The 21,734-nt window shown below is 34.0% G+C and carries 25 protein-coding genes; 5 read left to right on the top strand and 20 right to left on the bottom strand.

What is annotated here, in order from left to right:
• Position 1 precedes the first annotated feature (1 nt).
• From nqrF to DSM00_RS15160, 3 genes are all read left to right on the top strand, one after another.
• Positions 2–1,309 (top strand): NADH:ubiquinone reductase (Na(+)-transporting) subunit F, encoded by a 1,308-nt coding sequence (gene nqrF, locus DSM00_RS15170; protein ID WP_128758828.1) that lies wholly within the window; start codon positions 2–4, stop codon positions 1,307–1,309.
• A 121-nt stretch (positions 1,310–1,430) separates the two neighbouring features.
• The gene (locus tag DSM00_RS15165) at positions 1,431–1,793 is read left to right on the top strand and encodes a Na(+)-translocating NADH-quinone reductase subunit F (protein ID WP_128758827.1); all 363 of its coding nucleotides are present in this window, start codon (positions 1,431–1,433) and stop codon (positions 1,791–1,793) included.
• A complete protein-coding gene (locus DSM00_RS15160) occupies positions 1,793–2,794 on the top strand; it encodes an FAD:protein FMN transferase (protein ID WP_128758866.1) in 1,002 nt (333 codons plus the stop codon). Before DSM00_RS15165 ends, DSM00_RS15160 begins: the two co-directional genes overlap by 1 nt.
• Before the next feature lie 2 nt (positions 2,795–2,796).
• Here DSM00_RS15160 and DSM00_RS15155 read toward each other — a convergent pair whose 3' ends face one another.
• From DSM00_RS15155 to DSM00_RS15120, 8 genes are all read right to left on the bottom strand, one after another.
• Positions 2,797–3,561 (bottom strand): class I SAM-dependent methyltransferase, encoded by a 765-nt coding sequence (locus DSM00_RS15155; protein WP_128758865.1) that lies wholly within the window; start codon positions 3,559–3,561, stop codon positions 2,797–2,799.
• Positions 3,561–4,100, bottom strand: coding sequence for an HNH endonuclease (locus tag DSM00_RS15150; protein ID WP_128758826.1), 540 nt, complete (start codon positions 4,098–4,100; stop codon positions 3,561–3,563). Before DSM00_RS15150 ends, DSM00_RS15155 begins: the two co-directional genes overlap by 1 nt.
• 26 nt (positions 4,101–4,126) lie before the next feature.
• Positions 4,127–4,945, bottom strand: coding sequence for a type I methionyl aminopeptidase (map, locus tag DSM00_RS15145; protein ID WP_128758825.1), 819 nt, complete (start codon positions 4,943–4,945; stop codon positions 4,127–4,129).
• Between the two features lie 99 nt (positions 4,946–5,044).
• Positions 5,045–6,451 carry a TolC family protein gene (locus tag DSM00_RS15140; protein WP_317127844.1) on the bottom strand — a complete coding sequence of 469 codons (1,407 nt, stop codon included), beginning with the start codon at positions 6,449–6,451 and terminating at the stop codon, positions 5,045–5,047.
• Positions 6,448–7,797 carry an HlyD family secretion protein gene (locus tag DSM00_RS15135; protein ID WP_128758824.1) on the bottom strand — a complete coding sequence of 450 codons (1,350 nt, stop codon included), beginning with the start codon at positions 7,795–7,797 and terminating at the stop codon, positions 6,448–6,450. Before DSM00_RS15135 ends, DSM00_RS15140 begins: the two co-directional genes overlap by 4 nt.
• 6 nt (positions 7,798–7,803) lie before the next feature.
• Positions 7,804–9,471 carry a peptidase domain-containing ABC transporter gene (locus DSM00_RS15130; protein ID WP_128758823.1) on the bottom strand — a complete coding sequence of 556 codons (1,668 nt, stop codon included), beginning with the start codon at positions 9,469–9,471 and terminating at the stop codon, positions 7,804–7,806.
• Between the two features lie 10 nt (positions 9,472–9,481).
• Positions 9,482–10,156 carry a TetR/AcrR family transcriptional regulator gene (locus tag DSM00_RS15125; RefSeq protein ID WP_128758822.1) on the bottom strand — a complete coding sequence of 225 codons (675 nt, stop codon included), beginning with the start codon at positions 10,154–10,156 and terminating at the stop codon, positions 9,482–9,484.
• Positions 10,157–10,283: 127 nt separating this feature from the next.
• Positions 10,284–11,141 carry a ChaN family lipoprotein gene (locus tag DSM00_RS15120; protein WP_128758821.1) on the bottom strand — a complete coding sequence of 286 codons (858 nt, stop codon included), beginning with the start codon at positions 11,139–11,141 and terminating at the stop codon, positions 10,284–10,286.
• A gap of 118 nt (positions 11,142–11,259) precedes the next feature.
• Here DSM00_RS15120 and DSM00_RS15115 point away from each other — a divergent pair, with 118 nt between their 5' ends.
• On the top strand, positions 11,260–12,378 hold the full coding sequence (locus tag DSM00_RS15115) for a DEAD/DEAH box helicase (protein WP_128758820.1): 1,119 nt from the start codon (positions 11,260–11,262) through the stop codon (positions 12,376–12,378).
• 130 nt (positions 12,379–12,508) lie between these two features.
• On the opposite strand, the gene trxA is transcribed toward DSM00_RS15115, so the two are convergent.
• Positions 12,509–12,805, bottom strand: a complete 297-nt coding sequence (gene trxA / locus DSM00_RS15110; protein ID WP_128758819.1) for a thioredoxin — start codon at positions 12,803–12,805, stop codon at positions 12,509–12,511.
• 178 nt (positions 12,806–12,983) lie between these two features.
• Between trxA and DSM00_RS15105 the strand changes: the two genes are divergently transcribed.
• Entirely contained in the window at positions 12,984–13,631 is a 648-nt protein-coding gene (locus DSM00_RS15105; protein ID WP_128758818.1) for an SDR family oxidoreductase, read from the top strand.
• A 70-nt stretch (positions 13,632–13,701) separates the two neighbouring features.
• On the opposite strand, the gene DSM00_RS15615 is transcribed toward DSM00_RS15105, so the two are convergent.
• The 11 genes from DSM00_RS15615 to DSM00_RS15060 form a co-directional block, all read right to left on the bottom strand.
• Entirely contained in the window at positions 13,702–13,863 is a 162-nt protein-coding gene (locus DSM00_RS15615) for a hypothetical protein (protein WP_206633818.1), read from the bottom strand.
• Between the two features lie 118 nt (positions 13,864–13,981).
• On the bottom strand, positions 13,982–14,146 hold the full coding sequence (locus DSM00_RS15690) for a hypothetical protein (protein WP_241652435.1): 165 nt from the start codon (positions 14,144–14,146) through the stop codon (positions 13,982–13,984).
• 88 nt (positions 14,147–14,234) lie between these two features.
• A complete protein-coding gene (locus DSM00_RS15095; RefSeq protein ID WP_128758817.1) occupies positions 14,235–14,819 on the bottom strand; it encodes a peroxiredoxin-like family protein in 585 nt (194 codons plus the stop codon).
• A 264-nt stretch (positions 14,820–15,083) separates the two neighbouring features.
• Positions 15,084–15,218, bottom strand: a complete 135-nt coding sequence (locus tag DSM00_RS15730) for a hypothetical protein (protein WP_262707492.1) — start codon at positions 15,216–15,218, stop codon at positions 15,084–15,086.
• 125 nt (positions 15,219–15,343) lie between these two features.
• Complete coding sequence (locus DSM00_RS15090; RefSeq protein ID WP_128758816.1) at positions 15,344–15,820, bottom strand: DUF305 domain-containing protein; 477 nt, start codon at positions 15,818–15,820, stop codon at positions 15,344–15,346.
• Positions 15,821–15,835: 15 nt separating this feature from the next.
• Complete coding sequence (locus DSM00_RS15085) at positions 15,836–17,266, bottom strand: alpha/beta fold hydrolase (protein ID WP_128758815.1); 1,431 nt, start codon at positions 17,264–17,266, stop codon at positions 15,836–15,838.
• A 286-nt stretch (positions 17,267–17,552) separates the two neighbouring features.
• Positions 17,553–18,467: a helix-turn-helix domain-containing protein gene (locus DSM00_RS15080; RefSeq protein WP_128758814.1), complete on the bottom strand. Its 915-nt coding sequence runs from the start codon at positions 18,465–18,467 to the stop codon at positions 17,553–17,555.
• Positions 18,468–18,484: 17 nt separating this feature from the next.
• Positions 18,485–18,733, bottom strand: coding sequence for an Atu4866 domain-containing protein (locus tag DSM00_RS15075; protein WP_128758813.1), 249 nt, complete (start codon positions 18,731–18,733; stop codon positions 18,485–18,487).
• Positions 18,734–18,746: 13 nt separating this feature from the next.
• Entirely contained in the window at positions 18,747–19,592 is an 846-nt protein-coding gene (locus tag DSM00_RS15070) for an SDR family oxidoreductase (protein ID WP_128758812.1), read from the bottom strand.
• 256 nt (positions 19,593–19,848) lie between these two features.
• Entirely contained in the window at positions 19,849–20,226 is a 378-nt protein-coding gene (locus DSM00_RS15065; RefSeq protein ID WP_128758811.1) for a hypothetical protein, read from the bottom strand.
• Between the two features lie 629 nt (positions 20,227–20,855).
• Entirely contained in the window at positions 20,856–21,512 is a 657-nt protein-coding gene (locus DSM00_RS15060; RefSeq protein ID WP_128758810.1) for a CPBP family intramembrane glutamic endopeptidase, read from the bottom strand.
• Positions 21,513–21,734: the final 222 nt, after the last annotated feature.

The raw sequence follows: 21,734 nt of genomic DNA, 5'->3' as shown, positions 1-21,734 counted from the left end.
TATGTTTTTAGCAGCAAGTACAGGAGGAGTAGTAGCGGCAACCGTAGTAGCCTTTTTAGTGTTGACTATTGTATTAGTAGGTTTACTACTTTTTGCAAAAGAGAAGCTTTCTCCATCAGGTCCCGTTACTATTACTATAAACGGAGAAAAGAAAATTGAAGTAGATTCTGGTAGTTCACTACTTTCTACATTAGGAGGTAAAAAAGTATTTTTACCATCAGCTTGTGGTGGTGGTGGTACTTGTATTCAATGTGAATGCCACGTACTTGAAGGTGGTGGAGAAGCATTGCCTACAGAGACTCCACATTTTACACGTAAAGAACTAGCATCAGGTGCACGTCTAGCTTGCCAGGTGAAGGTAAAGCAGGATATGAACATTACGATACCAGAAGAGGTTTTTGGTATTAAAAAATGGGAAGCAACTGTTGTTAGAAATTATAATGTGGCATCATTTATTAAGGAATTCGTTGTTGAGATTCCTGAAGATATGGATTACAAAGCCGGTGGATATATTCAAATTGAAATTCCTGAAACTACTGTTAAGTTTTCAGATATGGATATTACCGCGCATCCAGAAGAGCACAGTGATCCAGATAAATTTAAAGATGAGTGGGAGAAGTTTAAGCTTTGGCCACTAGTAATGAAGAATACCGAAGTTGTAGAGCGTGCATATTCTATGGCATCTTACCCGGCAGAAGGTCGTGAGATTATGTTGAATGTGCGTATTGCAACGCCTCCATTTGACCGTGCAAAGGGTGGATGGATGGATGTTAATCCTGGTGTTGCTTCTTCATATATTTTCAGTAGAAAAGAAGGTGATAAGGTTACTATTTCTGGTCCTTACGGAGAATTCTTCATCAACGAGTCTGAAGCAGAAATGCTATACGTAGGTGGTGGAGCAGGTATGGCGCCTATGCGTTCGCACTTATATCATTTATTTAAAACCTTAAAGACAGGTCGTAAAGTAACTTATTGGTATGGTGGTCGTTCTAAGCGTGAGCTTTTCTACCTTAAACACTTCCGTGATCTTGAAGAAGAGTTTGATAACTTTAAATTCTATTTAGTTTTATCTGAACCTTTAGAAGAAGATAACTGGAAAGAAAAATCAGATATCCACGGAGAAGGAGATGGTTTTGTAGGATTTGTGCATAATGCAGTAATAGAACAATATTTAAGTAAGCACGAGGAGCCAGAAGAAATTGAATTGTATTTCTGTGGACCTCCACTTATGAATAAAGCTGTTCAGAAAATGGGTGAAGACTTTGGAATTCCAGACGAGAATATTCGTTTTGATGATTTCGGAGGTTAATTTTCAAACTTCAAACTATAAAAAAAGCCGCTACCAATGTAGCGGCTTTTTTATGTGATATATATATATTGTTTTGCAAAGGATTTTTCACTTATAAATTTAGACATGCTATCTTTGTTTTATGGCAGAACTATTAGATAAACAGGAGCTTCATAATCTTGCGATGAATATCGTAGGTAAAGATCTGGAAGAGCAAGGTTTTGAGTTTTTAGGTGTGAATTCTCAGCTAAAGCGGAATCCGCAATTTGTAGCATTACGAGATAAGAAATTACATTTTGTCATTGTTAGAGCTGTCAGTTATCCTGAGGACGCTAATGATTATGATCCTTTTTTTATGAATGAGATTAAACAACACGCAGATAAGTTTAATGCTAAAACATTTTATGCCGGAGTAGGTTTAGGTAGTGCAGACGACTATGGTAAGCCTGTAGAGAAAGGAACTTCATATACAGTTATATACAACGGACTTCAAGTAATTAAATGATGAGATTAGTTTTATTAGGATTTATTTTTAGCTTTCTTATAAGCTGTGATTCAGAACCTCAATTGGTCGAGTTAGCAGGTGAAGCTTTAGGAACAGGCTATCGCGTTCAATTTTATAGCTCAGAACGTTTTGAAGTTGTTGAGAAGTTTGATTCTACTATTGCAGCAATAAATAAATCGATGAGTACGTATCTCGAAGATTCTGATATCTCAAAAATAAATGATGGCGATACTACTATTGTTATTGAGCCTATGTTTAGAGATGTTCTTGCACTCTCTCGCAAAATATATAATGCAACGGATGGCTATTTTGATCCCACAGTGGGAATATTAGTCAATGCATATGGTTTTGGTCCAGAGAAGCAAATAAAGGTGCTTGATAGCGTGGTATTAGATTCTTTAAGGGCTTATGTCGGATTAGATAAGATTAAGCTATCGCGCGAAGGAAGAATTATAAAAGAGAATAAAGCAGTATATCTTGATTTTAATAGCATTGCTAAAGGGTACAGCATCGATAGGTTAGGGAAAATGCTTGAAAATAACGGTGTTGAAAATTACCTCATTGAATTAGGAGGAGAATTATTTGCAAAAGGGAAAAATTTAGATAAAAATCAGACGTGGCGTGTGGGTATTGAAAATATCGATTCTCCTTTAAATAACCGTGAATTTACTGAAGCTGTAGAATTGCAGAATAGAGGAATGGCAGGTTCTGGTAATTACAGGAAGTTTAGAATTGACTCGACTACAGGAAAACGTTATGTGCATACTATCAATCCGCTAACTGGTAAAGCCGAAAAAAGCGACATATTGAGCGCTACAGTTATCGCAACAACTTGTGCTGAAGCAGATGGTTTTGCTACAGCCTTTATGGCGCTGGGATTAGAGAAGTCAAAACAAGTTTTAAATAGGCATCAGGATATTGAAGCCTATTTTATATATGCCGATAAGGATAGCACAGCGATTTTTAAGTCTAAAGGCTTCTCAAATTTCATAGTTAAATAAATCTACTTATAGCATACAGGTAAAATTTCACCAGTTGCAAGGCGGTATCTATCGGTTTTTTCTGGAGTTAATTGGTTTGTATAATCAACCTCTTCTACTTTAAAACCTATAGATCTTAATTTATCAAAATAATCAAGACCATAAACACGCACGTGATCGTACTGACCAAAAATTTCAGCACGTTTTTTAGGATCTGTGATACTATTATCCTCAAAAGTAGTTGCACGGTTTAAATCTTGAGGTATTTGTAAAATAGCCATTCCACCAGGTTTTAAAACGCGATAAAGCTCAAGCATTGCCTTTTCATCATTCGGTATATGTTCTAAAACATGATTACAGAAGATAATGTCATACGTATTATCATCAAAAGGCAGATCGCAAATATCTGCTTTCACGTCGGCAAGGGGAGAATTTAGATCCGTAGTCGTGTAATCTAAGTTCTCCATATTTCTGAAGCGTTTATAAAAAGCTTGTTCAGGCGCAAAATGCAACACCTTTGATTTTGCTGAAAAGAAATCGGTCTTTTGAATAAGGTATAACCAGAGCAGTCTGTGTCGTTCTAAAGATAATGTAGAGGGAGAGAGTACATTTTCCCGTTGTTTTCCATAACCATAAGGTAAAAACTTTCGAAATGTTTTTCCATCTATAGGATCTTCATAACGCTCCCCTTTTAGACCTAAAGCAAGAATAGGTCGAGCTATATAGCTTAATCTTATAAGAAGTGGACGAGGGACCACGTTGAGGATACGCTTAAAGAGTTGTGCAATCATACTTTTAGATCACCCCAGTTTTCTCCGGTTTTAATTCGATGTAATTGCATCTCTGAAACTCCAAATTGTTTAGCTAATACCTTAAGACGCGTACGACGATTAGGATCTAGCAATTTCTTTTTTAAAATGGTAGCTTCAGCATACGTTAACTTCGTATAGTGCCGCTCACCAGAGGTACGCCTTTTAATGTCAAGCGGACTTGTTTTCTGATGTGCATAGCGCTCTTGATGCGTTGCCCATTTTAGATTTTCAATTCTATTGTCTTTTTTATCGTGGTTAAGATGAAGAACAGCGGTCTCTTCATCTGTTGCCTTTAAAAAAGCTTTGGCTAATAATTTATGTAAGTAGTAATTTTTACGCTTACCATTTGCCAGTTTTGCACTTACAGTTACATAGCCGTGAATATGTCCTCCCTTTATAAGAGTGCCTTCCGGGCTTTTGTTGTAACTACGTATGCGACCATAATTAGAAAGTCCTATAGTATAATTTTCTTCCCAATTATCCTCACGGTATTTGATCCATGTTTCTAATTGCATTGTATGTAGGGGGTGTTATTAATATGCTAATTTGTAATAGCCTGTGCTCTAAAAGCATCTTCTTCGTTACTTGTTATGCCCAAGGCATCATAAATATACTTAAAAGTTGAAAGAAGTTCTGGTTTACCATCTACTAATGCAACATCATGCTCAAAATGAGCACTTGGCTCTCCATCACGAGTAGTAATAGTCCAACCATCATTATGCTGTTTTATGCGGTGAGTACCTCGGTTTACCATTGGCTCTATGGCTACGACCATTCCTTCAATAAATTTTTTACCACGACCACGCTTACCGTAGTTAGGCATTTCTGGATCTTCGTGCATTTTTGCTCCCAGACCGTGCCCTACTAATTCTCGTACGATGCCATAACCGTGATCTTCACAATATTTCTGAATTGCGTAACCTACGTCGCCTACGCGATTTCCGTGTTTGAATTCGGCTATACCTTTATAGAGCGACTCTTTTGTTACTTCAAGTAATTTTTTTGTTCTAGGATCTACTTCACCTACTTCAAAGGTATAAGCATGATCTCCATAAAATCCATTTTTTAACGCTCCACAATCTATGGATATTATATCTCCTTCCTCCAAAGGCTTTGAGTTGGGAATACCATGAACCACCTGCTCATTGGGGCTCATACATAACGAATTTGGGAAATCATATAAACCTAAGAAACCCGGGATTGCCCCGTGATCTCTAATGCAAGTCTCAGCAATTTTATCTAAATGTAATGTGGTTACACCCGGTTTAACTTCAGATGCGAGAGCTCCCAGAGTTTTAGAAACTATTAGGGCGCTTTCTCGCATTAGCTCTATTTCTTCTCTGGTTTTTGCTATAATCATGTGTGTATATTTTACAGGCGCAAAGGTACAAAGAATACCTATTTTAGTTGAAACAAATATTCAGAATGATTCAAGGTCATTATGAGGAACAAAACGTACTTAAATTGAATCAGGATCAGTAACTAATGTCTTAAATAGATTTGCCTTTGCTTTATAATATTTGTTTGTGATTTCAATTTTTTTTAATTGAGAATCGATAAGTTTTAACTCTCTGGTATTTATTAAAAAAATCGAACTTTCTCCTACTTGATATTTACGCTCTTCGGCATATAACATCGTTTCATAATTATTTACTAGATCAGCGGCTAACTCATTTTGTTCTTTAAGAACCTGAAGCTCTGTAGTGACCGCTTTTAATTTATTTTGAAGTTCTAATTTTGAGTTTGCAAAATCAAATTCTGAATTTTGCACTTTTAATTTTGCAAGTTTTAAATCACCGCGTTCTTTTCTAAGAAATAGCGGCATTTTAAAACGAAGACCGGCTTTATAATTTTGCGTATAAAAGGAATCTAAATTATCTGCCTCAGAGGTTATAAAGTTGTAATTAAGGTCAATTACCGGTAGGAGACTATTAGCTTTTAACTGTCTCTCAAGTTGAAGGGCTTCAATTTTATAATTAAGACTGCGTATTTTAGGATGCTCTTCGAGTTGAAAGTTTTGCAAATCAAAACCTGTTGTATTTAAAACTTCATCAATAATGAGATCTAAATCGTCCTGCGGAAAAATACCATCTTGAAGTTCGACAGGAATATTATTTCCTACCCATAAAAAATTAGAAAGCTCTAGTTTGCTTTTTAAATAATCTAATTGAGCTTCTCTTAAATTAAGTGCTCTACTTTGCACACTTATTGTTGCTTCCGTTGTATCTATAAGCGGTTTGTCGCCAGCTAGTGCGCTACTTTTGATTCCTCTAAAACGTACTTGAGAATTTTCAAGAAAACGTTCATAAAGCTTCGTTTTTTTATAAGCCTGAAGCCATTCAAAATAGGTTATAGATGCCTGATAAAGAACCGTATTTACTGCTATCTGTAAATCAGCTTCAGCTTGACGACTATAAATTTTCGCTTGTCTTAAAGTAGTCATACGATCGTTTATCCATAAACCTTGGCCTAATGATGCAGATATTCCGGCAGTATATAAACCATTTTCAGGCACCGTATTTTGCGGATTTAGATAATATCCATCATCATCTTCAAACTGCGCTTTCAAATCGATTCCATACCAGGTGGGTATTTTAAAGGTGGCATTAAGCAAATTGTAATATTCGGTCTCTTTAAACACCTTTTGGTCAAAGTCAACTTCAATTTTAGGATCAAAACCGCCCCGCGCTTTTAATAATTTAGCTGCCCCGGTTTCAGTTAGGAGATTAGCTTGTTTAACGATGGGATGATTTTCTTTTACAAGAATTAGAAAATCTCTAAATGTCAACGTTTCCAGAGAATCTTCCTGAGCATTTACTGCCATCCCCAGAAAAATAAATAAGTAGGGTATAAATCTCTTCATCATTTCTTAGTAGTTTCGGCATCAGCTTTTGGGGTATAATAATCTGGAGGAAATCCATTAAGTTTTCTCCAAAGCTCATACCAGATAGGAACATCTTCTAATAGTGCCATTGTATTTGCTCCAGAACCTACGCGCAAAGCTTCTGGCCAGGATTGTTCTTCTTTGTCTGGTGCTAGTAAGATTCTGTATTTTCCGTTAGGGCTAATATAATTTTCTATTGCTACCACGCGCGCTCCAAAAGTACCAAGAGAATTATTTGGCCAACCGCTAAATACAATTGAAGGCCATCCATCAAACTGAACTCTAACCTTTTCATCTAGATGTATAAGAGGTAAGTCTATAGGTTTAACATAGGTTTCTACAGCTATATCATAGTTTGAAGGGGTGATACCTACGAGTTTTTGACCTTCTTTAAAAGTCTCACCGATACCACCAATAATCGCTTTATTAATATAACCGGCTTGAGGAGCGCGTATGTAATACAAATCATTACGTATTTCATAATTCGTACGGCTATTCTCAAGTTTGCTTACTGCAGCTTCAGAATCGTACTGTGCAGATTGTGCTGTTGCTCTATCACTTTGTGCTTTTGATATTTTATCTGCATAAGTAGCTTCAAGTCGACTCAACTCAATTTGTGCATTAAGTAACTCATTTCTGGAAGCTAATAGTTTATTTTCTTGCGAGATTAGTTTTGCTTCTGTTTCCTGTAATTTGAGACGTTTTTCTTCTACATCTGTGACTGCTTTTAAGCCTTCTTGTTGTAAGCTTAGCGTACGCTCATATTGACGTTGCGCAATACTTAAATTAGTTTTTGAGGCTTCATAATCTATACTGTCACTTTTAATTTTTAAACCGGCTTGAATACGTTTATTCTCTGCCTGTTTTAATTTTAAAATCCGTTCATTATTAAGAGCTGCAATTTGATTACCTAGGGCTGCCACTTTTTGACTGTATGACTCGACAGAATTTGCTTTAGCTCGAACTTGTAAATCTGTACGGGCAACCAGATCGGGGTCAAAATATTCATTTTTAATTTCTGAAATAAAAAGTATGGTATCTCCTTTTTCTACAAAATCACCTTCACGTACGTACCATTTTTCGACCTTGCCGGGAATAGGGGATTGTATAGTTTGAGGACGTTGTTCTGGAGTTAAAGTTGTGACATAACCCACAGATGAGATAGTCTGTGTCCACGGAAGGAATACGATAACAATAAGTATAATTGCAAAAACAGCTAAAAATCTATTAAAGTAAGCGTAGTGCTCTTTCTCTAAAACCTTTTTTGAAGATTTATAGCTCGAGAGATCCACCTTTTTATTTAATTTATTGTGTGATATATTGAGCATAGCAGTTTAATTTGAAGTTGAAGATGTTCCATTTTCAAGCCATATAACACGTTCACAGTATTCTTTCCAGAGTGGATTTTGACTAGAAATGATAATAGACCAGCTATTAGATTTATCAAAGAGAAACTCTATTATACGTGTTTTCTCTTCTGCTGAAAAACGCGTTAAGGGTTCTTTTAAGATGAGCACTTTAGGCTTACGAACAATACTTCGGGCGAGTACGATTTTATTTGAGATTGTTTCTGACAAGAATTTTCCTTCAGGCTTTAAAGCGGTATTTATTCCCAATGGTTGATTCTTGATATAATCTGTTAAGCCCACATTAGTTATTGCCCAATCAATATCTTCTTGCGGAATGGTTGTATCTCCAAAAGTGAGGTTTTCTAAAAGTGTACCTTCAAACGGAGTCTCATCTGGAAATGATTGTCCCAATAGTGCACGATAATGATTAAGATTTATACCTTTTAGAGATTTGTTATTTACATATAAATCACCTTCAGTAGGCTCTAAAATTCCTGCAATAATTTTTAATAAAGTCGATTTTCCAGAGCCATTGGGTCCGTTAATTAGCAAATGTTCTCCAGGTTTTAAAGTAAATGAAATGTCTTTTAAAATGGAGATATTATCGCGATTATCTATATAACTTATTTTATTGAGTTCTAGGGTAAGTGCGGTATCATCATTAAAGGGAGTTGCTAAATCCTGAGGCTCTAATTCTTTATCTACAACTTGACCTATTTTTTCTAATGCAGTAAGTAAATCATAGAAATTTTCAAGACCAAGTATTAATTTCTCAACCGAGTTAATAATGAGAAGAATAATAATTTCGGCAGCTACAAACTGTCCTATATTCATTTGTTGATTAAGAACTAGAATCCCACCTATAAGTAATAAACCGGCAGTTACCAGAACCTTAAAACCTATCATTTGAATAAACTGAATGCGTAAAATTCTAAAGTGACTTTCACGCGAATCAATATAATCACTTACTAATGTGTCATTTTTATTCAAAGCTAGACTTGATTTTCCTGAAAGCTTGAAGCTTAACAGGGTGCGGGCAATTTCCTGAATCCAGTGAGCAATTTTGTATTTATACTTAGACTCAGAGAGGCTGGTTTGCAATCCTGTATTTCCGGTAAATTTAAAAACCAGATAAATAAGAAGTACGAGTAAGATTCCGTAGAAAATGAAAAAAGGATGGTAAAAGGATAGGAGAATTAACCCAAATATGATCTGAACCATCGCTGCCGGAAAATCGAGCACAAGCTTGTACAAACCTTTCTGAATGGTAAGAACGTCAAAAAACCGATTAGCTAATTCAGGCGGATAATAATCTCTAAGCTCGCTCATTTTAATTTTAGGAAAGCGGTATGTAAATTCAAATGAAGCACGTGTGAATATTTTTTGCTGAATATTTTCAACTATTCGTATTTGCATCAACTGCAATGCTCCTACAAAAGCAACACCTAATGTTACTAATACTACAAGAACAATCCAGGAAGTACTTATCTGTGCACCTTGTATTAGGTTTACAATTGCTTGAATACCTAATGGTAACGAGAGACTCACAATCCCGGCGAAAATTGCATAATATAGGATCTGTAAAAAATCTTTACGCTCTAATTTTAATAGCCCTATAAAGCGTTGCCAAGGCGTGTATGTATTCTTATCCATAGGTAGGTAATTATGAATTTAAAAGTTTTGTAGTAAGATGTATAAAGTATTGAGTAGGAGTTGTGCTTGCGCTACAATCTGTCAAAGATTTAAAATGATCTTTTAAAAAATGCTGGTGCAAAGAGCCAGAAAGTATGGTACTTGCCAAACTTGCGGGATATTGATAGTCTGAATTTACATCACTTATAAGCTCTTTTAATCTTCCAGATAAACGTTTGTATATTACAAAATACCCTTCCTTATTTTCATCATCAACCTCTTTAGTGAGATAGGATTTTGAATATTCATTAACCACAATTTTATTCAGAGCAACCTCATTAATGTGGGAGAATAATTGATCTTGTTCTACTTCACGGGTAAGAATTTCGATTGCTTTATTCAATTTTTCTGAAGTATCTTTTATATTAATTGTGGCAAATACCAGTTGATATTCTTTCCAACCCCAATACCAAGAAGTTAAATAAACCAGCAGCTTATGTTTATTTTCAAAATATCTATATATAGAACTTTCGTTAGAACCTATACGTTCTCCTAGCTTTTTGAATGTAAAATTATCAAACCCTAGTTCGTCAATAAGAATAATACCATCTTGAATAATACGCTTACCCAGATTTGAAGACTCCGGATCCTTAAGATAGATGCCTTCATTAATGGTAATCTTTATATTCTTAAGCAACTCATTCATAAAAATTATTTTGATTGCAAATATAATAGTAATACTATTAATTTAGAATGTTTCACACTTATTTAACTCCTAACCAGTTCGTGGTATTTTGATTTAGGTTTTTTAAGTTAGTAAGAAAACAGCTTAATTAATATGTAGTAGTCATATCATCATCGACCACGATTATAAAATCGGCTTGATTGATGTATTGATTTTCGAGGGAGTCTAATTCCTTTTGTGAAACACTGGATATCGTTACGCATTTAAGTGTGCTATCAAGTTGTTTTAAATACCAGCCGATTCCTTCGTGAAAATCACTATGAAAAGAACCATTATAGTGTATAAAGAGGTTTTGATTTTTGCGATTTTTTATAATAAAGTGCGCCATTGTAGCATCTTTAATCGCTTGCGCCATAACTAACTTTGGACTTCCGTGATCTCCCATCATTTTTAAAATTTCCTGATATCGCGGTAATTCAGGTTTGAAGAGGATAGGTAGCGGTGCAATAAAATCCTTTTCAGAAATTGAAAGAGTATCTAGAACTTCAAATCCATTTTTATAAACAAGCGAGGCATATTTACGCGGAATATTTGTTGCTATAAAATCAAAATTTTGAGATTTTGCGTAATCAATAAGTGGTTGATAATCTGTTTTATGATTAACCCACAGGCTAGCCGAACTTGTAAATTCTTTTATAGTAATACTATCATTTAAATAGGCTTGAAGCACCTCCTGATTATCTGCCTCAATCATTTCTGCGCCTAGTGTAAGACTCTTTTTGTAGCCAAGATCTTTTGTTATTTCAAGTTCTAACCAATGTATGATAGGGTTATCGTGCAATTCTCCAAATAGTACAATTTCGTTTGTTATTAGTGAGTCTATCATAGTTGAGTACTCTACTTGATTACCCGTGGCATCAAAAAGAGCGTATGCAGGTTTGTGTTGAGCTTGAGAAGAGGAGCTTAAAAAAATAGAAATCAGAGAGAGAATTAATAAAATACGCATTGTAATTTTTTAAGTTAAAAATATATGAATTAAATATGTGTTATTCCTTTTCAATCTTAATTTCTAATTGAAGTTTTTAGACTTAGGGTTGACTATATTTGCGTTTCAAATTTTTACCATGGTAAACACGTTTAAAGAGTTAGGCATCAAAGCCGATATAGTTAAAGGGCTTTCAGAATTAGGTATTGTAAATCCTACACCTATTCAGCAAGAAGTTATTCCTATTTTGTTACAGGAAAAAACACATCTTGTAGGACAGGCACAAACAGGAACCGGAAAAACTGCAGCCTATGGATTGCCAATACTTCAACAGGTGAATGCCAAGAAAAAATATATCCAGGCACTCATACTTTGTCCTACACGTGAACTGTGTCAACAAGTGGCAAAGCAGTTATTTAGATATACAAAATACACAGATAAAATTTTTACTGAAGCTATTTATGGAGGTGAGAAAATAGATATTCAGATAAAAAATTTAATGCGTCCTACCCATATAATTGTGGCTACACCAGGAAGACTTATCGATCTTTTAAATCGAAAAGTAATTGATCTTTCTAGCGTGAATACAGTTGTTTTGGATGAGGCAGATGAGATGCTGAGTATGGGGTTTAAGCAACAATTAGATGAGATACTTAACACGGTAAAAAATGTAGATAACAAGTGGTTGTTTTCTGCTACTATGCCACACGGAATACGACAGATTGTAAATGAGCATATGTCTGCTGAGGCACACCGTATTCAAATAAGTAAGGATGTTGTAAATAAAAACATAGATCACAAATTTCTACAGTGTGAGGAAACCGATAAATTACCAATTCTGTTAGACTTTTTAAGGTCAAGACACGAGGAGCGGGGAATCATTTTTTGCAAAACGAAAGCAGCTGCTACTAAACTTTCTAAACAGTTAATAGCAAAAAATATTGCTGCGGAAGCGCTTCAGGGAGATATGCTTCAAAAAGAGCGCGATAAAGTTATGCGCGCCTTTAAAAACGAAAGTTTACGATTATTGGTAGCTACAGATATTGCGGCTCGTGGTCTTGACGTTCAAGATTTGACTTTTGTAGTTCATTATCAAATGCCCGATCAAGAGGAATATTATACACACCGTAGTGGAAGAACTGCAAGAGCCGGCAAAGAAGGTCTTTCACTTGCTTTAGTGACAACTAAAGAGCTGCGAATTTTGAGAGGTTATGAGAAATCGTTGCAAATAGGCTTTGGTGAATTAAAGAGCAAGTAAACCAGTAATAAGTAAAACAAAAAAGGAGTTTCATTTAAGAAACTCCTTTTTTGTTTTTGCTAATCTGTAATGAATAGACTTACTTATTTTTAATAGACTGCAATTTATTCGCTTATGCGACGGCACTGGATTAGTGGCTTTCGATCACACGCTTTAAATCAGATCTGCTTAAAACCCCACTTTGTCGCCAAAGTTGTTTTCCGTTTTTAAATAACATAAGAGTAGGAACACCTCGTACTTGAAATTTTTGTGCAAGTGCTTGATTCTTATCTACATCTACTTTTATGATCTTAACTTTTTCACCAAGATCTTTTTTCACATCTTCAAGAATAGGAGCAAGGGTCTGGCACGGGCCACACCACGTTGCATAAAAATCAATCAAAACAGGCGTTGATGATTCGGTTAAGTTGCCAAAGGTTGTTTTCATACCTGCAAAGCTAGGAGTTTATTTTAATTCACAAAATGCTTTAACTACATCTTAATACTATCCTAAAGCTAGCGTTAAAGGGCGTTAAGAAAGTTTTGATGCCTAAGCATTTAAGGTAATTTGCAAATGAATAATCTAAATAAATGTCTCTTAGAGACTTTAAATAATTATACCTATAATGAATACAAGCAAAGAAAATATATTAGTAGCAGGAGCAAATGGTACCACGGGTAAGAAAATTGTGAGTTATCTAAAGGAATCACAATATTATAATCCGGTTGCAATGGTGCGTAAAGAAGAGCAACGTGAGCAATTTAAAATTCAAGATATAGACACAGTATTAGGTGACTTAGAAGAAGATCTTTCACATGTGGTAAAAGGTATAGATAAGGTAATTTTTGCTGCAGGTTCTGGCGGCAAAACAGGTCCTGAAAAAACGACAGCTGTAGATCAGGAAGGAGCTAAAGGTTTAATAGACGTTTCTAAAAATGCAGGCATTAAAAAGTTTGTAATGTTAAGTTCTATTAATGCAGATAAGCCAGAGAGTGGAGGAGAGCTACAGCATTATTTAGAAGCTAAGAAAAATGCCGATGATCACTTAAAGAAAAGCGGGTTATTATACAGTATTGTAAGACCTGGAACGTTAAAAGATGAAGAAGGAACGCGAAAAATAAATGCCGCTCATAAAGTCGAACACGGTAAAATTAGCAGAGACGATGTCGCATATACTCTGGTTCATGTACTTAATGATGACATTGCTCAAAATGCAGTGTTTGAAATAACTGAAGGTGAAGAGCGAATAGAAGATGCAATTAAGCAATTCTAGTATTTGAGCTCAAAGTAAAAAAAGGTCCTTATTTTAGATAAGGGCCTTTTATATGTTTCAGAATATGTAATTATAGGGTTTTCCTTTTTAGAGGAAGCCACTTCAAAACATATGCAACACCTAGCGCACATAAAATTCCAGCTACTGTTTGCATAAGATTGTTATCTAATAGAAAATAACCAATTATGGATAGAACTATAATGGATATTCCTTTAAGTTGTAGTGTATTCATAAGCATATTTCTAGGTGTTAATTACTTTCAGGTTGATCCTTTTTATATTTTTTATGCTGAATTTTTTTCTTCTCTAAAATCGCATAGAATTTCCGTGGTGAAATTTTTAGATCTTTAGTTATATCACTAACCTTTTTCTTCCCTTTTTATAGAGCTTAAGATTTTCATTTACATCTTTATTGAAGTAATAATCTTTCAGTTTATCAATAATTTGATATTCAGTGAGATTAGATTCAGATTTATATTTTTCTATTTCTAGCAGAATATTTGAAAGCTTACTCATATAAATAAGATTCTTTGTGTTTAATAATTTGAATTTACAGAAATAATTAAGTCTTCGACAATCTTATATAGTCAAATAAAAAATTGATTTAAGATATAGTTTCTAAAGCTTTTATAATATCATCTGGTTCAGAACGCGTTCTATAATCAACATTTACATAACTCCATTTTACGAGTCCATCCTTACCAATTACAAAAGTAGCGGGTATGGGTAATATGAGGCCGTTACCATTATTAATTTGTACTAAATCGAGTTTTCGATCTACGCGCATATGATCGAGTAAAAATTCTGGAACTTCCCAAGTGACGCCATATTCTGAAGCAATTTTTGCATCCTGATCTGACAATACCATAAATTCCATTTTGGCAATTTCACTTTCTGTTAAAGAACCATCCGGCACTTGCGGACTAATGGCAACTAACGTAGCACCTAACTGATGAATATCATTCAATCGAGCTTGGAGCGCTCTAAGTTGCAAATTGCAATAGGGGCACCAGTCACCGCGATAAAATGTTATAACCACAGGTCCTTTAGCTAGCAAGTCATCTAGAAGTATTTGTTTACCTTCCTGGTCTGGCAGTTCAAAATGAGGGGCTTGTTGACTTGTTTGTATAGCCTTATTGCCCAGATCTTTTTCCTTGGCTTCATTGATAATTTCATCAACACCTTTCATAAATTCCGGCTTAGCCTTTCTACCTGCAGCTATTTTTGCATGTTTGCTCTCTTAACTTTGTCATTAGTTTTATATTCAAAAGATTCTTTAACGCATATCATTATTGTGTTTCTGCAAAAGATCTAGTATCTAAACTAGTATAAGAAATCATTAATGAAACTTATTTGACAAGATAGCAAGTAAAGGTTAATTGTGGAATGGCTTAATACTATTAAATAAATTGATTGGTGATTACAGCTAAAAATACATAAGGTTGAGTTGATTCTAATTTTTATCTGAAATTAGTTCTTTTAAAAACTGCAACATTTCCCTGTATTTCCTATTTATAGTTTCTAGTTTCCGCTCTATAGACTCTAGGCGTCTTTCAATATTATCTAGGCGTTCAGAATTCATCATCATTTGGGGCTTTTTGATCCCGAAAAGTTAATGAATATAATTCGGCTAAATATAACTAATAATAATTTTAAGATATATTTAGTATCAATTTATTATTTATAAATATACTTAAAATATATAGATGTTGACTATTCGTTCTTTAATCGTTCAAGCATATCTTTCATTTTCTGAATTTCCTCTTTTTGAGTTTTGATAATATCTTGAGATAGTTTCTTTACTTCAGGATCAGTTAGGTTAGCTCTTTCACTAGTCAAAATAGCGATAGAATGATGTGGTATCATAGCTTCCATCCATAATTTATCTCCTACGATGGGTTTTTGAGTTCTTACGAGAAATAAGGCAGATACAAATAATAAAAAGCTACCAGCTATAATTGCGATATTTTTCTTTTTATCGGTGTACATACCGCGCATAAAAAACCACATTATTACAGCCATTGTAGAAACTCCAAGGCACGTCATATAAAAGCGTGTAAGACTAAAGTAGACGTGATTTATATCATACGTGTTAAGATACATTGTTATGTACATCGCAACGAATGAGCAGCCTAACATTAATAAAAATTTAGTGTACATATTGGATGATTTGTTTTTCTGATTTTCCATAGTTTCAATTATTAATTATTTTAAAAGTGTGTCTTTATCGTTTATTATAGTGCTTTTAATGGGTTTTCCATTCACGAATTTAGAAGCTAAAGAGCTGAAACTTTCAGGAGCAAACAACGCAATGAAGTGTGGAGCATCTTTAATTTTGATTAAATTTAAAGGATTATCCTTTGGTAGTTTATTAAAGTGATTGATTGCTCCAGAAAGAGGAGTTTTGGGGTCTAGCGTTCCGTGTAAAATTAATGTCGGTGGCATGCTCTTGGGCACATTTGCAAAGTAATTGTCTTTCTGATAGGTAGGCATTGCATTATCTGCCATAATTTTAGGCAATATACTTGTAAACAGAAGATTTTCTGATTCTGCAACAATCTCCTTTGGTTTTAATGTTGGTCTCAAATTATTTTCTGAAGAAGATATTATTTGAACAAGTGGTATAGAGCTGGGAGACGATTTGTAATTGTTGCCATAATCTTTATAAAATTCTTCGATTTCCTTTAATGCATCATTTAGAGGTTCAACATTCTCATGATTCAAAGCATCAATAATCAAAGGAATTTTATTTCTGACTTTTGGGATATCGAGCATCATTCCAAATAGTATAGACAGTTCTTGTTTTGGTAATTTTTCGGCAAAATCCGGTTCAGTTTTAGATTTCTCAATTATGCTTTTTAATTGGGAAGTTAATGAGTTATCATCTTGAGAAATCAGCGTATCAAAACGTTTTAAAACAGAATTTCCTACCTCATTTACTATAAACGATCTGTGGCTCAAATCATAATTGGTATCATCCTGCAAGGGCACAAAAGAATCTAATATTACACCATCTAAGCTCGTATTGTCCAGTTGAAGTAAACGCATTATAAGTTGTGTTCCGTACGATACTCCGTATACATAGCGCTTGCCACTGCCACTTAAATCATTGATTAAAAAGCTCAGATCTTTTGCTGCATTAGTTATCGAGAAGGCTTGTACATAAGGAGTATTTGTATACATGTGGTTAAAGCACGATCCCCATTCATCATTTGCAAGGGCGATACCATTGGGTGAATCTACAGATTCTTCTTTAGGGCAAATTTTTCCGGAAAGTCCAGTTCCCCTATGATCTGGAATATAAATATCTAAATGAGGAAAAGTTTCTGAAAATAATGTGATTAACGGATATAAACTAGCTCCAGATTCCCCAGGACCTCCTGAAATTAACCAAATGGAACCAGCTCTTTTTTTTAATGCCGGGAATTTCCTGATAAATATTTCAATGGAATCGTTGTCTGATTCTTTATGATTTAATGGAACTTTTACTGAGGTACAGAGTGAAGAATTGATTGCATCTGTGTCATTATAATCATTACATTTTGTAAACTGAGCGTTTACGTTTATTGCAAGTAATAATACTAGTAACAGTGCCGGAGAAGTACTTTTTAACATTTTATTTTTTTTAAATTTCATCTTAATACCAATTTTCACAAATAAGGGTATCCTATGTAATTTCAAATTTTATAAAATGTGTAATATCGTAATTTTTATTTATTATTGGTGATTATAACTCTTGAGTAATTATATGAGATCAATAACTTTCACAGTTTATTAAGGAAATCAAATTGAGATGCGTAATAATTTCTCGACGGAACAGAGGAAGATTAAAGCACAAAAATTTTTCGGTTATGCAATTCTGAGTGGATTAGGATATAGTGGATTTCGCCGTAAATGTGGTGTTAGCGGTAGTACTTTTTACTCAATAAAAAGAATGTCTAAATTCAATAGGGGAAATATTAGTTTTGTTCTTAAATAGTTTACTAAATGAAGCAGGATACTCAAAACCTAATTCAAAGGCAATTTCACTCACGCTTAATTGGGTAGTTGATAATTTTTCTTTGGCTTTTTCAATTATTTTGTTCTGAATATGTTGTTTTGTACTCTGTCCGCTTACAATTTTTAAAGTACTACTCAGGTAATTAGGTGAAAGATTTAAATCGTTTGCAATTTGAGTAACCGTAGGAATTCCATTGTCCAGGATTCCATTGTCATCAAAATATAAGTTTAGTAGTTCTTCTAGTTTCGCTAAAATTTGATGATTATTAATCTTTCTTGTTATGAATTGTCGCTCATAATATCGTTGAGCAAAGTTTAAGAATAGTTCAATTTGAGAGATAATTATACTTTCACTAAACTTGTCAATATTGGATTGATATTCCTGTTGTATGCTTTTTAGTAATTGTTCTAAATTGAGTTCTTCTTTTTCGGAAAGAAAGAGAGCTTCATTTACTGCATAGCCAAAAAAGTCATATTTTTTTATTGATTTTCCCAATTTTGTATTCCATAAAAAATCTGAATGTACAAGTAAAAGCCAACCAGATGCATTGACTTCTATATTTTGATTTATTTGAATTTGTAAAACCTGATTAGGTGCAATAAATGACAAAACACCTTCATCAAAATCATACTTCTGTTGCCCATAATTGAATTTTTCATTTACATTCCGTTTTAAACCAATAGAGTAGAACTCCTGAATCCATTTAATCTCTTTTGTGTCTGTGGGATATTTTACGTTACTGTAATCTACCAGACTAATCAAAGGGTGTTCGGGTTTTGGTAGATTGCAGTATTTGTGAAAATCGCTTATCGCTTTAAAACGGAATGTGTTTATCATTTGTTAAATATAAATTATTATTTTTCTTTATATAATATCATACCTGCGTGATAAAGAATACCGTTTTTAAATTCTCCATCTGCAGTAAAACCTGTATCATCTTTATATTCAATATGGTTTCCAGTTATACAATAATCACCCTGGTAGGCACTTTTTCGGTTTCCTCTGGCTTCATTATAACGGTTGTTGGGCAGTAATTCGTGACGTATGTTTCCATCCTTGGTTACCCACATTCCTATATATTCTCTCGTTTCCTCTATCGTCATATGCATTTAAAATTTAAATATTAAATCCTGTGGATATTCCTAAAGTGTTGTTTTCGTTCATAGCTTTCTGGATTATATCTATTTTTAGGTTAGCATAATGATATGCATCTTCTCCCATAAAAAAATGAACTGGTGGATGCTCTTGTTCACTCAGAGTAATCAAAACTTCAGCACCATTTTCTGGATCGTTGGGTTGATTACCATTAATTTCTTTTAAATGCGCTTGTTCCATTTCACGAGCTGTTTTATAATCTTCAATTGAACTATTAGGTGTTTTAACAGAACCTTCTGATAAAAAATTGGTTCTAAAATATCCTGGATATACCAAAGTTGTATATACTCCAAATGGTTTCATTTCTTCTGCTAAAGCCTCTGTAAAACCTGCAACAGCAAATTTTGTAGAACAGTAAATACCGAAACCTGCAAAATTTCCTGTATAACCACCTATAGAAGCGATATTAAATATGTGTCCAGATTTTTGTTTACGCAAGTACTGTGTAGCATTTCTAATTACGTTTAGAGAACCAAACACATTTACTTTAAAATTATCTTCTACTTCTTCTGCTGAAAGCTCTTCTAAAGTTCCAATTTGGCTGTAACCTGCATTATTAACTAAAACATCAATTCTACCAAAATGACTAATCGTAGCTTCGATAGCAATCTTAACATTTTCATTTTCTGTTAAATCCATTTGAATTGGTAAGAATTTTTCATTTTCTTCTCCAATTTCATTAATTAAGGCTTGTTTGTTTCTTGAAGTAGAGGCAACATTATAACCTTTTAAAAGAAGTTTTTTAGTTAATATTAATCCTAAACCTTTAGATGCTCCTGAAATAAACCATACTTTTTTTGTGTTCATATTCTTAAATTTAGATTATGGTACAAAATTGACTTATTCCAGTACTTTTCACTTTTCCAAATCTAAGAATGATATGGTCAAATCTATTTTATCTGTAGATTTTTGATCGTACTACCACTCACGATCTCGTATAACCGTCAGTTACGGGATTAAAGTTAATGATTTTCGGTTAAGAAATTACGTTAACAATTCCGAGTGGATTCGGACGTAGTCGAATCCGCCGTAATTGCGGTTATACATTGTTGTAACCAGTTTTTTATTCCACTTTTTCATAGTAATGATTCAAATCGTAATTCAAAATAATTTTAGGTTTCTCAAAAATCTTATTGCTGAAGTACGTATGATATCCTGCTTTTCCCATTTCATATTCATAATGTAGTTCAATTTCAGAGTTTAGCAATCCGTAGTTTACATCATAAGTTCCGTCTCCGTAAAATTCGCTCGAAAAAGTTCCGTCAGATTTTAAATTCAGAGTGTCCGCTTTATGAGGTGTTTCAACACAGCAAGGTTCGTTTCTGTAATTGGTATTTGCATAAATTCCGACTACACTATTTTTCGTCATAGGAATATTACATCGCAATATTAAAATTCCGACGATTAAGATTATTCCAATTCCGAATAGTATGCGTTTCATTGCTCAAATTGGTTACAACGTTACAGGTATGTGTCGTTGCGGAACAAGTCCGTAGGACCGTTCCGCGTTGTGTGAAGATAACGAAACTCTCGAGATTTTTCGGTAGAAAAATCCGCAGCAATGACCCATACCTTCTGTTACAGGTCGTTTTATTTTTAAAGGTGTGCCGGAATCTGGCAAAAGGGGAAAAGAAAAAAAAGCGCTGCTTAGGTATCGATTAGATTCGAGTAAAGTCCGCTTAACCCGTGAGCTTTTTTTTTGCATCGAATAGTTACAGAACTAACCAAACAACTAAATCCATTCCCACCTTTCTAGAGTCCGCTATCCGCAAGCCAAAATAGGCAAATACGCCAAAAAAAAGCATTCATCCGTTCTGCTTACATCCGAGTAAAGTCCGTCACTAGAGCGGCTTTTTTTCTTACTTTAAGTCTCATAATTCAGCAAAAGAGTAGGGGAATATGCTGACAGCAAAAAGCTGCTCTTAAATCACCTGTAACGTGTTCGTGTATGATTAGTTGCGCAAAAGTACACAATTCATTTCCGCAATAAAATATAGTAAATTGTAAGAAACGATCTTCCTCTTAACCATCATTAGCAATTAATTATACACGTTGTTGGCGTGTCGTTTTTCACACAATATAGCTTGTTAAATTCCAAAATATGTGAAATATTATTGATGGTATAATTGATTTTGATTTATAAAATAGTATTCCAGCTATAAATCCTCCAAACATAGCGATATAGGCGTGATGAAAGCTGAAATCCATAAATTCAAAAAACAATGAAACCAATGGAACATGAATAAATGCAAACAACAAAGATGATAGAATTATTGCTTTCATAGGTTTGTGCTTTTCAATTAACCTACGTAACAAATAATTCCGAAAGAATAATTCTTCAGTTATCGGTACGAAGATAATTGAAGATATTACACTTAAAGATGTTAATCGCTCAAGAGTGAAGTCATAATCAAATAATTCAGACGAAATTTCTTGATGATAAAAGATATTTAGAATTGATTGGAAGAAAACAAATCCAATTCCTGATATTAAAGCAATAAAATAATATTTAGGTTCTGGTTTATCTAACTTTAGTAAATCTGATTGTTTAAGCCATTTAAATATAAACACTAAAGAAACTAAAGTAATAATCGAATTAACAAAATGGGAAGCTTTTATTAAACTTACACTTTCCATTTCATCAGGAATTAGTAGAATCCATAATCCTATAAATTCTAATAAAAGGATAAATAAAAAGGTATGTAAAATTGCTTTCTGTAACTTCATTTTCAAATGCACGCCAACGTGTTTGTATAAGATTAGTTGCGTGTTTTAAGCACTAAATTTAGGGAATAAATCACAGATAGAAAGTCCGCAAGGACTTTCGTAAGTAGGCTAGAACTAGCAATTAATTTTATACGGCTTAAGTTTGATTCTCTTTAAATTGATAGTATAATTAGAAAGAACAAAGAGAGGATTAAGGTTAAGTTATACGGTGAAGCTTGTGAC

It is taken from the genome of Leeuwenhoekiella aequorea (assembly GCF_004104375.1).
Lineage (GTDB): Bacteria > Bacteroidota > Bacteroidia > Flavobacteriales > Flavobacteriaceae > Leeuwenhoekiella > Leeuwenhoekiella aequorea.
Note: the sequence above shows the minus strand (reverse complement) of the source record. Positions and strands in the feature narration are given on the sequence as shown.

Coding starts and splice junctions, on each gene's coding strand:
- nqrF (WP_128758828.1), top strand. CDS start 2: ATGTTTTTAGCAGCAAGTACAGGAGGAGTAGTAGCGGCAACCGTAGTA.
- DSM00_RS15165 (WP_128758827.1), top strand. CDS start 1,431: ATGGCAGAACTATTAGATAAACAGGAGCTTCATAATCTTGCGATGAAT.
- DSM00_RS15160 (WP_128758866.1), top strand. CDS start 1,793: ATGAGATTAGTTTTATTAGGATTTATTTTTAGCTTTCTTATAAGCTGT.
- DSM00_RS15150 (WP_128758826.1), bottom strand. CDS start 4,100: ATGCAATTAGAAACATGGATCAAATACCGTGAGGATAATTGGGAAGAA.
- map (WP_128758825.1), bottom strand. CDS start 4,945: ATGATTATAGCAAAAACCAGAGAAGAAATAGAGCTAATGCGAGAAAGC.
- DSM00_RS15140 (WP_317127844.1), bottom strand. CDS start 6,451: ATGATGAAGAGATTTATACCCTACTTATTTATTTTTCTGGGGATGGCA.
- DSM00_RS15135 (WP_128758824.1), bottom strand. CDS start 7,797: ATGCTCAATATATCACACAATAAATTAAATAAAAAGGTGGATCTCTCG.
- DSM00_RS15130 (WP_128758823.1), bottom strand. CDS start 9,471: ATGGATAAGAATACATACACGCCTTGGCAACGCTTTATAGGGCTATTA.
- DSM00_RS15125 (WP_128758822.1), bottom strand. CDS start 10,156: ATGAATGAGTTGCTTAAGAATATAAAGATTACCATTAATGAAGGCATC.
- DSM00_RS15120 (WP_128758821.1), bottom strand. CDS start 11,141: ATGCGTATTTTATTAATTCTCTCTCTGATTTCTATTTTTTTAAGCTCC.
- DSM00_RS15115 (WP_128758820.1), top strand. CDS start 11,260: ATGGTAAACACGTTTAAAGAGTTAGGCATCAAAGCCGATATAGTTAAA.
- trxA (WP_128758819.1), bottom strand. CDS start 12,805: ATGAAAACAACCTTTGGCAACTTAACCGAATCATCAACGCCTGTTTTG.
- DSM00_RS15105 (WP_128758818.1), top strand. CDS start 12,984: ATGAATACAAGCAAAGAAAATATATTAGTAGCAGGAGCAAATGGTACC.
- DSM00_RS15615 (WP_206633818.1), bottom strand. CDS start 13,863: ATGAATACACTACAACTTAAAGGAATATCCATTATAGTTCTATCCATA.
- DSM00_RS15690 (WP_241652435.1), bottom strand. CDS start 14,146: ATGAGTAAGCTTTCAAATATTCTGCTAGAAATAGAAAAATATAAATCT.
- DSM00_RS15095 (WP_128758817.1), bottom strand. CDS start 14,819: ATGAAAGGTGTTGATGAAATTATCAATGAAGCCAAGGAAAAAGATCTG.
- DSM00_RS15730 (WP_262707492.1), bottom strand. CDS start 15,218: ATGATGATGAATTCTGAACGCCTAGATAATATTGAAAGACGCCTAGAG.
- DSM00_RS15090 (WP_128758816.1), bottom strand. CDS start 15,820: ATGGAAAATCAGAAAAACAAATCATCCAATATGTACACTAAATTTTTA.
- DSM00_RS15085 (WP_128758815.1), bottom strand. CDS start 17,266: ATGAAATTTAAAAAAAATAAAATGTTAAAAAGTACTTCTCCGGCACTG.
- DSM00_RS15080 (WP_128758814.1), bottom strand. CDS start 18,467: ATGATAAACACATTCCGTTTTAAAGCGATAAGCGATTTTCACAAATAC.
- DSM00_RS15075 (WP_128758813.1), bottom strand. CDS start 18,733: ATGACGATAGAGGAAACGAGAGAATATATAGGAATGTGGGTAACCAAG.
- DSM00_RS15070 (WP_128758812.1), bottom strand. CDS start 19,592: ATGAACACAAAAAAAGTATGGTTTATTTCAGGAGCATCTAAAGGTTTA.
- DSM00_RS15065 (WP_128758811.1), bottom strand. CDS start 20,226: ATGAAACGCATACTATTCGGAATTGGAATAATCTTAATCGTCGGAATT.
- DSM00_RS15060 (WP_128758810.1), bottom strand. CDS start 21,512: ATGAAGTTACAGAAAGCAATTTTACATACCTTTTTATTTATCCTTTTA.